This is a genomic window from Nostoc sp. DSM 114161 (assembly GCF_052692665.1).
Genome location: NZ_CP195141.1, coordinates 6,690,738 through 6,704,093, shown reverse-complemented (window position 1 = coordinate 6,704,093; position 13,356 = coordinate 6,690,738). Strand labels below are relative to the sequence as shown.

At 38.9% G+C, this 13,356-nt stretch carries 7 protein-coding genes and 1 pseudogene; all 8 read right to left on the bottom strand.

Annotated elements, in window-relative coordinates; translation table 11 throughout:
* Positions 1-190: 190 nt before the first annotated feature.
* The 8 genes and pseudogenes from cas5 to NSTC745_RS28160 all read right to left on the bottom strand — a co-directional run bounded on the left by cas5 (position 191) and on the right by NSTC745_RS28160 (position 13,225).
* Positions 191-829, bottom strand: coding sequence for a type I-MYXAN CRISPR-associated protein Cas5/Cmx5/DevS (gene cas5 / locus NSTC745_RS28195; RefSeq protein WP_445633939.1), 639 nt, complete (start codon positions 827-829; stop codon positions 191-193).
* Positions 826-1,794 (bottom strand): CRISPR-associated protein, encoded by a 969-nt coding sequence (locus tag NSTC745_RS28190; protein WP_445633938.1) that lies wholly within the window; start codon positions 1,792-1,794, stop codon positions 826-828. Before NSTC745_RS28190 ends, cas5 begins: the two co-directional genes overlap by 4 nt.
* Positions 1,775-3,352: a type I-MYXAN CRISPR-associated Cas8a1/Cmx1 gene (cas8a1, locus tag NSTC745_RS28185; RefSeq protein WP_445633937.1), complete on the bottom strand. Its 1,578-nt coding sequence runs from the start codon at positions 3,350-3,352 to the stop codon at positions 1,775-1,777. Before cas8a1 ends, NSTC745_RS28190 begins: the two co-directional genes overlap by 20 nt.
* 2 nt (positions 3,353-3,354) lie before the next feature.
* On the bottom strand, positions 3,355-4,017 hold the full coding sequence (gene cas6 / locus NSTC745_RS28180) for a type I-MYXAN CRISPR-associated protein Cas6/Cmx6 (RefSeq protein WP_445633936.1): 663 nt from the start codon (positions 4,015-4,017) through the stop codon (positions 3,355-3,357).
* A gap of 858 nt (positions 4,018-4,875) precedes the next feature.
* Positions 4,876-10,698: pseudogene (locus tag NSTC745_RS28175) on the bottom strand (AAA family ATPase).
* A gap of 917 nt (positions 10,699-11,615) precedes the next feature.
* Positions 11,616-11,789, bottom strand: coding sequence for a hypothetical protein (locus NSTC745_RS28170; RefSeq protein ID WP_445633935.1), 174 nt, complete (start codon positions 11,787-11,789; stop codon positions 11,616-11,618).
* Positions 11,790-12,301: 512 nt separating this feature from the next.
* Positions 12,302-12,871 carry a hypothetical protein gene (locus tag NSTC745_RS28165; protein ID WP_445633934.1) on the bottom strand — a complete coding sequence of 190 codons (570 nt, stop codon included), beginning with the start codon at positions 12,869-12,871 and terminating at the stop codon, positions 12,302-12,304.
* Between the two features lie 144 nt (positions 12,872-13,015).
* Positions 13,016-13,225 (bottom strand): chlorophyll a/b-binding protein, encoded by a 210-nt coding sequence (locus NSTC745_RS28160; RefSeq protein ID WP_445633933.1) that lies wholly within the window; start codon positions 13,223-13,225, stop codon positions 13,016-13,018.
* Positions 13,226-13,356 lie beyond the last annotated feature (131 nt).

Sequence of the window (13,356 nt, the reverse complement as noted above, 5' to 3'; positions counted from 1 at the left end):
CTAGATCGAGAAACCAAAAACACAAAAATTACCAAGTTTCCCTTACCTTCAGTCCCTCAAACCCAGTGCCGATAAACTTTTTCAAAAACGGCAAGCACCTTTTTTCTTGCCTAAATTACCATATCCTTTATCGTGTAAACCTTCCCATCATTCTTTTACTCTAAATTCCCTTTCCCATAAGAGATACTTGTCAAATTGGAGATTGAATCATCGTCCATGCCAAATCAGGAGGTGGTGAGCTTGGCATTTCCTCAATCCGATACCTCAAAAATCGGGTATTTCTTGACCCCACATGATCAACCCAATAGGGTAAAGTTAACCTGCCTCGATTATCCCTAATCGCCCACTGTCTCAACCCCTCTAGATAATCTTGGGAGACAAGTTTAATCGTTTTAATCAACTGGTCACTTTCTCCCAAAAATAAACAACCAAATCGTCTTACTAGTTCAGGATGGTCAAACGCTAACTGTATCCTCTCCTTTAAACTTGGTTGTATCTTCTCCCCCTCAGAACGAATCCAAATCAAACACTTCACATTAGACAAAATTTCTTGATAACCGGGAATAACATTCTCTGGATGGCTAAAATCAGCATTCTTAAACCGTCTCATTTGACGCAAAATCCGCGACTTTTTGGGGATAGATAACATGGCGATCGCCAATTCTACTCCACAGTGGCGATAGACATCCGTTTCCCCTACCAAAGACAACAACATCCCATACACTGTCGCTGGAGGAGGGACAGGATAAGTTTTTCCCATTTCCCTTGCATGGGACTCCCGAAAAGTCGCAAATGGAACATCCAAATAGAGAATTAATGGCGCAGTCATTTTGATTCTTCTAACCCCAAATCTCTTTTAATGACTGTTTTCAAAGCTTCAATCAGTTCATTTCGATTCCGATAAATATGCGCCTTGTTAAAAGGAAAATTATCAAAATTGTCCAATTGCTGTAACTCCTTAACAATTGTTCCCCCAATCCATAGTTGACTAGGGTCAATTTGTCCGCATTCCACTTCATCTATAAACTCTTGTGTAAATTTTGCTTCCTTACTCTTAGGATCGCAATATTCAAAGCAATAGGAAATATATGAAGCAAAATTATTTGTCCATTGCAATACCAAACTATCCGGACAGAAAGGGTAATTAAAAATATTACTACTCCCTCCTACTTTCGGCAGATTCATAATCCCATCTATCAAAGGTAAAATCCGCGAAAAATCTTTGAGATGAGTGGCATTAATTCCAAAATAATATTGATATCGAGTTGCATGATATTCTGTAAAATGAAGCGATGTGCTATCCTTGTCTCTGCCACTTTTTGCCCCTAACTTGACTGCACCATCATAAGGCGTTAGCGAAACAGCCATATTCATCCCTAAAGCACCCATTCGCTGATTAGAAGTGCTGGCTTTTGTTTGTTTCTTTTTTCTCTTTGTTGTTGAAGTCTCCTCCTCTGTTTCAGCAGACTCTAATAAAGCAAACCCAAAAATATCATCATCATAAAATTTTTCTGGGTCGAAATCTTCACTTGTTAACCGATTAATATGTTCGTCCTCATCCCAAACTCGATTAACTAAATAACCTTGCTTTTGAAGATAAAAGCGTAACGCCCAACGAATTGCACTCGAACCTACAATAGAATGAATCTTTCCATCATACCAATAACCTTTTTGCAGAGTAGTCTTATTTCCTCGTCTCATGTCATGATTTAAGGACGCTAAACCATAACGAGTGAGGACTGTTCCGTAAAGATAATAATTGGGAATATTATTGTCATTCTTCTTCTGACTCATAATTCACTTCTTCTAATTGCTGATTGTTTGAGAATGAATTATCATCTTTATTGGTGGGTTGATCTTTGGGTTTATAACTGGCGATCGCTAACAATGACCAAATTCTTAATTCTTGCCAAGGTGTTTTTTTAATTAGTAGTGCCATCTCTTCTTGATACTGATTGAAATACTTATTTAATCCCCCTCTTACTAAAAAGTCAGACAAATATTCTTTAAACGACAATTCATCATAACAATAGTTTAGCTCTGCCCTTAACCGTTCAACTTTCTTCTTAATTGGAGGTTCTTTTCCTGACTCTGCTTTGGCATACATTTTAGCAAAGTTACCCTTCATAGCTTGCTGAAATACCTTAATAAAAATAAGATACTGGTTATCTTCTTCACTATTCTCTGCCATGATTATGAATCCTTCTCTATTGGAAAATAACTGGTTAAATAAATATTTTTTTGAATCCTCTATCACCAATTTTTCCCAAAATTTAGACCACCAAGGGCTTCCTTTAACTAAATTATCAGCAATCAGGGAGCGAATCGGATTCACTTTAATAAAAATTTGCTTAGGTTTAATCTTTTGGTAATTAGGTTGAAAATATTTTTGAACCTGTTGATAAGTGGTTAAAGTATTTTTATCAATTTTAATTTCTTCTATACTCATCAATGCTCTTTGACGAGAAGCTTGATTTATTTTTTCATATAACCAAACTTGACAAGCTTGATAGTAGTCGCCTTGAGGCTGAATATCATCTAAGCTGTAATAAAGTAATCCTGCTTCACCAAGGCTACTAACATGAAGTTGTTTAGTTTCTAATTGCTGTAATCGCCATCTTCTTTGAGAAGCATCTTCAAAATCCTTGATTTCCGGAATCACCACTAGGTAGCGATGGGGTTTCCTTTCCTTCAAGTCTTCTGATGGAATATGAAGTAAGCAATAATGACAAACTACTGGTACAAATAATAATGCTAAGGCGTATTCAGGTTTCTCTTCCAGTTTTGTAGTATTCTGCGTCCTAGCATGGCGGACAATTCCTCCTAAATACAACCAACTGGTTATTTGAACATAATCCTGTCTGAGTTGTTGGGTATCTGCCTCGCATAACTTTTCTGCAAAGGTTTGATGTGCGTACCAAGTTAGGGATTTGTATTGATACTCGACTTTTTTTTCTTCAACCGTTAGTTCAGTGCTAACTAAATTTCCTGCTTGATAAAACTTATTAAGACGCAGAAAAACAGCGCATATTCCCTCATGAATATGAATTTTCTGTCTTAAATCTATTCCATCATTGTCTAATCCTGTTAAATGAATTAAACCTGTATCATCTATTTGAAAAGACTTCTTAATTAACCAAGATAGTGCAATGTAATCACTTCCTTGCCAGAAGAATTCAATAGTATCAGCAGTCAAAAACCATGATATATGCCCTCCCCGTTGACGAGATGAGGGATATTGCTTTTCTAATCGCTTTAAAGTCATGTAAAGCCCCGTCATTCCCACGCGGTGCATTATTGTCGTATCCGCAGCATCGAGAGATAGGGAAATTTTGGGTTGGGTAGCAACCATGATTAGCTTTCCTCTTCTTCCTTGGAGCGAGTCGCTGGGACAAATATTCCACACATCATCTTTCGTTTCCCGCCAATTCCCTGTTCTTGCAAGGTTAAGGAATCTTCTGGGTTGAGTTCGCTGATTTTTACGCCAAATCCTCTAACTTTAAAGTGTTTTCCTTCTTTATTGATGGTTAATTGTCTTCGTTGAGGTGTTCCATCTTGTCGGGTAAGAAGTTCAATTTTTCCTTGTATTTCTAAATTATCCAGCTGGCGTTGCACAGCTTCAAGAAAGTTAGTAGAGTCTTGAAACCCTTTAATTAGGACTAATCTGGAATAGACACTTTCTGAAGAAATTAACGGTTTGTAATCAGGAATATCTAGTTGATAAGAATTTTGACCGATATGAAAAGCTTGACCCGCTAAATAAGGATAAATTAAAGGAATCTGTTGATGATAAATGCGGATTTTTAGACGAGATTGAGCAGTGAGTTCAAGCAAATTGTTCTTGGTCGGTATTCCAGCAATCGGATGAATCCCAACATTGTTTAGTTCATGTAGTGGGGGACAAATACGGGATAAGGCAGCGTAGGTAAGATAACCGTTGTCAAGAGGAATCGGTGCGCCTCTTAGCTTAAACGTTAAGTCTACATATTCCTCACTTTGAATTAATATGGTTGCCATAGATGGAAATTTTGAGAAAAATTTCAAGATGTCAGAGTTTGTTTAATACATCAACATACTCTTGTGCAAAATTGCCCTTATTGCCATCGCCAACTACTTTGGTTAGACTGGCAATACAGTTTAGAGGATTGTTCGCAATGTTCTCGCTTCTTAAGAAGAATCTTCTAATACTCCAGTAGTTAGTCAGAATAGCTCGATAGCCGAAAGTCTCTATGCCATACAAGCGTGAACCGCTTCTGCTCTATTTTAAAAAATCCGGCGCTTTCCTGCTTTCTATGCTTGATTGGACTCACGGCAAGCTTATCCTTCCAATTGGGACTAACGGCAAACTTATGGTTCTAAACTGTCAATTTCATCCAACAATTAGCTGACGCAGGAATGAGGGTTATAGTATTGTTGACGGCAAAGTTATGGTTCCAGTCGCGGCAAAGTTATGGGTAAAGTCACAGCTATGTGACTTTACCCATAACCTTGTCGTTGCGGCAAAGTTATGCTTCCAATTTTCCATCTGTAGAGAAAGAAGCTAACTAAGTCTACCCTTTTAAGTTTAATAGCTTTACACTTCAATTTCACATCATGTTTCATTTAAAGCAGCACGAACTTGTTTGTAATGGAGATATCCAGGATCAATCACAATAGAGCTGCTTCAGTGGATTTTTAACTCGGAATTGGATTTGGGGAAAAGGTTAAAGGTTTTTTCTTTCCCCTTTCCCCCGCCCCTTATCCCCAGAGGGGGCCCCACCTTCCCCTTTTCCCCAAAACCCGACAAGTATTGCAAGCAAGTCTGCCTGCACAGAAAAAGCGCAAAATGAAGGCTTTTGAGCGGCAGGAGGCAGGCTTTGTTTGTGTAGCTGCTACTTACACTGGAATTTGAATTAAAAATTCTGTTCCTTCACCCAGAACAGATTTGCAACTTAGTTTTCCACCGTGAGTTTCTTCGACGATAGACTTTGCGATCGCCAATCCCAACCCCGTGCCTTTTCCGACAGCTTTCGTCGTAAACAAATTGTCAAATATCTTTTGTTTAATATCTTCACTCATCCCCTTAGCATTATCAGCAATCTTCATCTTCACGAAATCATTTGCTAGGTGAGTGGTAATAGTGATTCGGTTAGGATTGGCTTGAATATCTGCCATACTTCGTTCAAGATTCGACTCCTCTAAAGCATCAATAGCGTTGGCAAGAATATTCATAAATACCTGATTTAATTGCCCAGGAAAACATTCTATTTGCGGTAAATTCCCGTAGTTAGTGACAATTTCAATTGCTGGACGTTGCTCGTTAGCTTTTAAACGATGTTTGAGAATTAAAATTGTACTCTCAATGCCTTCGTGAATATTAAATGGCACTTTGTAATCGCGATCGGCACGAGAGAAAGTACGTAAACTGGTGCTGATATTTTTCAACCTGTCGCACGCCAAAGTCATGGAATCGAGCATTTTAGGCAAATCTTCTAAGCTATATTCCAAGTCAATTTCTTGAGCATGGTCTTCGATTTCTTCACTCTTATTCGGAAAAGTTTCTTGATAGAGTTTTAGGTGTTCAAAAATATCAGCAAAGATGGGTTTAGCTTGTTTGATACTGGCAGAAATAAAACCCAAAGGATTATTCATTTCGTGAGCGACACCAGCAACTAAGTTACCCAATGCAGACATTTTCTCACTTTGAATTATTTGTAATTGCGCTTGTTGCAAGGCAAGTTCAGCAACTTTGCGATCGCTAATATCGATCATCACGCCATCCCAAACGATCGAGCCGTCGGCTTGCCGTTCCGGTCGTGATGCCGCCTGCACCCATTTCACAGTGCCAGAGGTGGTAATAATGCGCCATTCCTGCTCAAAAGCCGCGAGAGTTTCGGCAGAATGGATGAACGCTTGGGTGAGGGTTGAGCGATCGTCTGGATGCTCCAGCATCCGAAAATTTGTGATGCCTGCCAAGAAATCTTCGGGTGGCACTTCATATAAAGCCGCGCAGCCCGGACTAACGTAGGGAATTGAAACAGAACCATCTACAGCGAGACGCAGCTGGTAAATTATGCCAGGAAGATTATCCGCCAACTGCTGAAAGCGGGCTTTGCTGGCACTCAGTTCTGCTAGCATTTGTTGGGCTTGCTCATAAAGTCGGGCATTTTCTAGAGAAATTGCGGCTTGAGCGCAAAGTAGATTCAGGAGTTCCACGCGTTCGCTTGTAAACGCCCCTGTGACTAAACTGTTTTCCAGATACAAAATCCCCATCAACTTGCCTTGATGCAAAATCGGACTACACAAGATACTTTTGGGCTGTTGACGCACAATATACGGATCGTTGGCTAAAAGCCGATCTGCTGTCGCATCTACCAGGACAACAGTTTGATTGCTGTGCTTGACTTTATAAATTAGTTTGTGGGGGATATCTTGACTATCTTCAACAGGAATTCTCTGCAACACAACTGGCTGTGTTCCCTGAGTAATTGAACCTTTAATTAACAAGCGTTCACCTTTGGTGTCGCGTAGCGAATCGTCTCGTAACAGCATTAATACACATTTATCAGCCCCCGCATTTTCGATGACGATTCTTAGTAACGATGCAAGCAGTTTTTCCAGTTCGATTTCACTGGAGATCGTGTGAGAAGCTTTGAGAATCGCCTTTAAATCTAAGGTATTTGAGACACTGCTGCTAGAAGTGGCTCCACTGGTGGAGGTGACAGTCCCCAAGGGGATGATAGTTTCGTTAATTGAGAGGGTCGAACGAGTTTGCTGTAATATCGGGACAAGTAATTGGGGATAGCGTTTTTCTAAATCGGCAACTTTGGCTTTTGCACCCCATTTGGCGTAACAATAGTAAGCTTCTTGCATATAGCCTGCGGCAACTTTGGTTTTACCCAAGTAGAGGTAGAATGTAGCTGCCAGTTCGTTAGCTAAGGCTTCTTCTTGGATGTAGCTGTTGGCTTTAGCAAGAGAAATAGCGCGATCGTAATAATCCCCTGCTTCATAATTCTTGCCTAATACCCGATATTTTTCTGCCTCTACCAAATCCACTTTATGCTGGTGATTCATAGGTGCATGATGCGCCCATTGCTGTAACCGGGTTTGGTTTTCTGTGACACTCTGCAATGCTTTTGATGTTTCCTCTAATTCTGGATTCAATTGTGCCAAAGTCAGCAGCGAATCATAAAGATAAAATACTGGTTCGCTGACTAATCCCGCACCAGCCATAAAATAGCGCCTGACTTCAATAGCATGATTTTTCGCTGGCTCAATTTCTCCAAACAAGAAACAAAGCATTAATTTATATAAATGGAAAATATACAATCCATATCCATCATTGGCGGATTGTAGCTGCTGGAGAAATTCTGTTTCTTCAAGGGCTTTTCCAGACAAAAGGGTAGTATGTTCTGCAAAACCCAGCAAATTCAAAACCGGTTGCCAATAAATCCGACAATAATTTGCGGTTGTCAATTGATTTATTTGCATCAAACTATGGCAGTAAGCGCTCATATCCTGCTCTAAGGTAGCCAGGGATTGATTACTCCAAAAAGAATTGAGACAAAAAGTGTGTCCATTATATCCAGCAAGTACCAAGTTTCCAAATTCTAAGGCACTGGTGTAACCTTCTTGCAAAAGGGGTAGTGTTTCTTGAATGTGAGATTTGCGGTGTACAATAAATATCCCCAAAATCATCAAAACTTCTGTTTTAGTGGCTTTGGCATCGAGTTTTGAGACGATCTGGAGTGCCAGGGAACCAAACTGTGTTCCTGTATCTACGATTTGGAAGAAATTGCAGAGAATATTGCCATAGTTTGCATAGCCGAAAGTAGAAGTCGATGTATTACCGTACTGAATCGAGAGTTTAACAGACAAAGTATTCAGCAATGGGTACAACGGTGAGCCAGTGAGGTAAGCTGCTGGGCTGATGATATTGGCAATCTTCAGAATAGCGAGTTTTTCGGCATCTCGCATCTGTGGCAAGTTAATCAAATCGGCAATTTGCCTATTTCCAATCAGTTCCTCAATCTCTTGGATTTCTTGTTGCAGATCTGATGGTGTGGGTGTTTCAGGAAAAGTGGCACCAAGCTGTTGTAAGACTGGTTGGGCGATCGCGATCGCTGAGGTCAATTTACTTTGGAAAATATGCGATTGAATTCTAATGCAATAAACATTAACCTTTTCTAATAAAGAATGTGCTTGTTGAATAACAGTATCAATCAACTGTTCCATTGCTTCAAAGTTACCATTTAGCAGTGCTACTTCTGCCGCTAATTCATACAAGGCGAGGGTCATTTCATACTGCTGCTGCCAAGTATTTTTTCCTAACAAAGACAATCCCACTGTGACATATTCACGCGCTGCTTGATAGGCGGTAGAATTTTTAGCTTTGCGAGATGCAATCAGATTAAGTTGTGCTAGTTCATTTCGTTGAGTTTGTTCGCTAATTAAAGCCGTGCCGTAATTTAATTGATTGACGATTTCAAAAATCCGGTCTTCTCTGGCTTGTGCGGAAATTTGTTGTAGTAGCAGTTGTCAGATTTGATAATGAGTTGTGTGTTTTTGGTCATCAGGAATCAGGGAATAAGCTGCTTGCTGTACTCGGTCATGTAAGAATTTGTAAGAAACGGTCATTTGTTCTTGGTCATTAGTCATTTGTTCGCTCTTGTCTAATGACAAATGACCTATGACTAATGACTGTTGTTGATAAAACTTATAAACATCACCAATTGGTAAAATCAACCCTTCTTGCAAAGCTTTCCACAAAGTAGCAGCTATCTCAATTTCCGATTGCTGCGAAACAATCGCCAAAGTTGCTAAATCAAAAGAGTTGCCAATACAAGCCGCTAACTGCAAGACATCTTGAGTCGATCGCGGTAATTTTTGCAGTTGCAAACTCATAAAAGTTACAACGTCATCTGTAACTGCTTGAGCCGTCACTTCTGATAAATTGCATTGCCAACAGCCTATCTCAAAGTCAAATTGAATTAGTCCATCTTGATGCAATGCTTTGAGAAACTGTGTAGCAAAAAACGGATTGCCTTTAGTTTTTTGATAAATCAATACAGAAAGATGCCATGATACATCTTCTGAACATTTAAGTGTGTCAGCAACTAACTTATTTACTTGCACTTGACTCAGTGGTGCTAAAGTAATCGTATTAATCTTTGCTTGTGATTTAGCAATTTCATTCAAAGTCAATATCAATGGATGTGTTGGATTAACTTCGTTATGGCGGTACGCACCAATGATGAAAAGATGACTTGTATCAGCCATTAATAGCTGCATTAACTTCAGCGATGCCGAATCTGCCCATTGCAAGTCATCTAAAAATATTACTAAGGGATGTGATGCACTGGTAAAGACTTGGGTAAACTTTTGGAATAATAAATTAAAGCGATTTTCTGCCGCCGTTCCTGATAACTCTATTGCTGGTGGTTGTTCGCCAATAATTCTTGAAAGTTCGGGAATTACTTCAATAATTACCTGCCCATTTTCGCCAACAGCATCTAATATTTTAGTTTTCCACTGCTGAATTTGAACATCACTTTCTGTTAATAATTGCTCCATTAAATCCCGGAATGCTTGCACAAAAGTACTGAAGGGAATGTTGCGTTGAAATTGGTCGTATTTACCTTTGATAAAATAGCCGCGTTGTCTGACAATTGGTTTATGCACTTCATTGACAACGGCGGTTTTACCAATCCCGGAAAAACCAGCTACCAGCATCATTTCGGTTGCGCCAAGACTGACTCTATCAAAGGCTTGTAGCAGGGTTTCTACTTCAGCTGCTCGTCCATAGATTTTGTCAGGGATGAGGAAGCGATCGCACACATCGCGCTGTGCAATTTCAAAGGATTTAATTTCACCAGTTGCTTCTAGCTGCTGTAAACAATTCTCTAAGTCAAACTTTAATCCTAATGCACTTTGATATCTATCTTCAGCATTTTTCGCCATCAATTTCATGACAATCTCACCCAAAACTGAAGGAAGTTCTATTTTGGGATTACTTAACTTTTCTGGGAGTTTTGCCAAATGAGAATGTACTAATTCCATTGGGTCACTAGCTTGAAAGGGTAACTCTCCTGTAAGTAATTCATAAAAAGTTACACCGATGGAATAGAAATCTGTGCGATAATCAATCCCACGATTCATTCTCCCTGTTTGTTCTGGAGATATATAAGCTAGCGTTCCTTCTAAAACATTAGGATTGACTAGGGTTTGGGTTTCTCGTGGTAGTAAAGATGCAATGCTAAAGTCAATTAATTTAACTTGTTTGGTTTCGGGATTAATTAATATATTGCTGGGTTTAATATCTTTATGAATGATGCGATCGCGGTAGAGTATATCTAATGTGTTGCAGAGTGCGATCGCTATTACTAAAAACTCTTTTAAAAACGCGATACTTTGATTTTGGGCAAAATAATCATTGAGAGAAATTCCCCCAAAGTCTTCCATAACTAAGATATAGCCATTTTGGAAGGGTTCGAGGCTATAGGTTTGAATAATAGAAGGTGAATGTAGATTTTTCGCAATAGTGTACTGATTGCGAAACGACAAGAGTTCATGGAAGCTAGGAAAAGAATTTTTCAGTAATTTAATCGCTACTGGTGCTAAGTCGGATTCTCTAACTGCTCGATAAACTTGGGTTCTAGAACCACTGTAGAGTTCTTCAATGATGCGATATCCGAGAATACTGACAACAGCACTGACCATACAGCTAAATCCTTACAATTTCTGTTGGATTTAGTATTCCCAAATCGTTAATGACAACTTAAGAATAAGGGTAAATTGTCAAGCATGGTATTTGCTGTGTTGACATACTCCCTATCCTTTAGGGTTTACATCTGTGACAAATTTTGCGTGAAATGGTATCGCAGCTTATTTTTAAAGTAAAAACTAACCTTCTTTATTTCGAGCTTGCGTAAAAGCTGAGATTAATACTTCTGAATTTTCTCTAAAATCTCTTGGCCTTGTGGATGCCCTTCGAGAGATTTGCTAATAGCAGCAAATTCGTCTGATAATAAATTTACATACAATATGCTGAATAGACATACTTTGAGGATTAATGAAGCTCCTCAAATAAAAATAATTTGAGGAGCTTGAGGAGCTTTTAGAGTGTAAAACAGTTAGTGACTAGAATAATTTAACTCTCTTAATTTGCACAATCCTCTACCTAAAGAAAGGGTATTTTATTAAATCATTTCGTATTCTAGAGTACAAAGATTTTGAAAATAGCAATATTCTATATGGGAATCCAATTTGATTAATTCCTAGTAAGTTAATCTGCTGGAAATTGTGGCGATCGCGTATGATATCTACACAGTCTTTATAGAAATATGGCAGTGCTTTAATTAAAAAAGGATTTTTTGCTAATTAAAACCACTACCATAAATTTTGTAAAAGCTGATGTTATATCATGTCCGGTTAATTATTTACTAAACCCGAAGAACTCCAAAGAGCCAAAGCATAGCTTTGGCTACCCTAAGAGCTTGCCAAGAGGGGATTAAGAGGTAGGGTCTAATGATTACCAAAATCATAACTAATTACTCGAACATGATGTTAGGTCTGAAATTATTCAACTGCTATTTCATGTCATCAACAAACAAAAACGCCCTGTTGAACAAATCGGATTAGTGAATGAGTCCGTAATAAGCAGTTGCAGCAACTAAGACAATTGTTACAACTACTAGTGTTGTGCTAAGTAGAAATTGTATGGAGGTTTTTTGATTGAGAGCTTCTTTACTTCCACCCTCAAGTGTTGTTCCCTCGGTATTGTTGGAATTGGTTACATTTTCACTTTTCATAGCTCTTATCTCATTTGATGATTTATTACAGTTTTGTCTGTAATTCTACAAAGTACATCTAGCTTGGGGATTAACAAAAAAGGTAGAAATAAATAATTGAAGAATAATCATTCCTCAAAATTTAGTCGCTAGAATAAAGACGCTCGCGGACACGGCAAATTGCTAATTTATGAGTCGGGAATTCAGACCCGCGACTGAATTTTTGCACCACCTTTGTTGAAATTTATTGGGTGTGCAAAAACGCCAGTTATTCATTCGCAAGTCATACAGAATACCTTTCCTGTATTGTAACGACTGACTCCTGAATTCTGTTTGATTGAGGCATTAAATCTTTTCAGCAGTTGATTAATTTCACAGGTATATTGCTGTGCAGACATTAGGCTGACTCAGTTATTTTTTCTCAGAGAATATTTGATAGCTACTAATATTAAAAGTAGTTACCTAATCCCCATACTAAAGCCATTTAGCTGCGGTTCGCTACCTGTGAAAAACGTTTTTGTTTTAGCAAAGCACTAATTCACGCTATCGTTTTGAGTATCGGAGGAATTATAAATGCCCCAATATTCAATACCCCGATCGCGTAATATCGGTTCAACCCGATGAATTTCTTCTTCTGAGCCTTCTAGGATAACCAAATAATAACTTTGCTGGAGGCGATCGCTATAAACCCTAGCTCTGTCTTCAGGAATACCTAAATCGCCTAATGCCTTCAACAAATTTTGGTTTGCTGCGGCTCCCACTGCAACACCCGCCACACTGCTAACCAATGCTACACCTACGGAACCTGCTGCTAACACAGCTCCTAAACTGGGAAGTGCCAAACTACTCAAACCAACTAACAAGGTACCCCAACTAGTTGCTGTTAGAGTATCTCCTACTGCTCCGGTTGTATTGACATCTTGATTATTAATGCGATCGCTTATCTGTGCCTCACCTAATTTCTCGCCTTTCTCTGCATCTTTAACAATTACAGAAACTTTCTCCAGAGGAAAGTTCGCAGTTTTCAAGTCATTGATTGCCTGTTCTATGTTTTGAGAATTAGCAAATACTCCTACTGCACGTATAGTGTCTTTAGTTATCATATTTCCCTCAATCAAAATTGTATTAGTGCGTCCATCTATAACCCCAAGATTTAGCTTTAGTTAGCGACTGGGTTAAGTATTAAAACGCCACTAAATGGTTTATTAAATTGATTTTCCCCAAGGGGGATAATCGTTACTCAAGCCTTAGTAGTTAACCCAGTGCAGTACATCGCGCACAACACTATAGCCAGCGAAATCCCAAAGTAAGTAAGCAACAAAACCTATCATCGCTAAACGGCCATTCCAGAGTTCTTGTTGCGGATTCCATCCCAGAATCCAAGCATTGCGATCGACACCGTTATAAGCTTTAGCTTCAGTAGGTAATTGAGTTGCTTTGTTAGTATCGGTTGCCATTGCAAATATTCCTGGATAACTCTACTACACCCACATTAATTAATCTTACGGTTGCAGTTCTCTGTCTATTGGGGAATCTGAAAGCGCCACAGGAAGTATCTCAGGATATTGTCTAGTTTCGACTAATTTTT

Excerpts from the sequence above, each read along its gene's own strand:
- NSTC745_RS28160 (WP_445633933.1), bottom strand. The coding sequence starts at position 13,225 with ATGGCAACCGATACTAACAAAGCAACTCAATTACCTACTGAAGCTAAA.
- NSTC745_RS28170 (WP_445633935.1), bottom strand. The coding sequence starts at position 11,789 with ATGAAAAGTGAAAATGTAACCAATTCCAACAATACCGAGGGAACAACA.
- cas5 (WP_445633939.1), bottom strand. The coding sequence starts at position 829 with ATGACTGCGCCATTAATTCTCTATTTGGATGTTCCATTTGCGACTTTT.
- cas8a1 (WP_445633937.1), bottom strand. The coding sequence starts at position 3,352 with ATGGTTGCTACCCAACCCAAAATTTCCCTATCTCTCGATGCTGCGGAT.
- cas6 (WP_445633936.1), bottom strand. The coding sequence starts at position 4,017 with ATGGCAACCATATTAATTCAAAGTGAGGAATATGTAGACTTAACGTTT.
- NSTC745_RS28165 (WP_445633934.1), bottom strand. The coding sequence starts at position 12,871 with ATGATAACTAAAGACACTATACGTGCAGTAGGAGTATTTGCTAATTCT.
- NSTC745_RS28190 (WP_445633938.1), bottom strand. The coding sequence starts at position 1,794 with ATGAGTCAGAAGAAGAATGACAATAATATTCCCAATTATTATCTTTAC.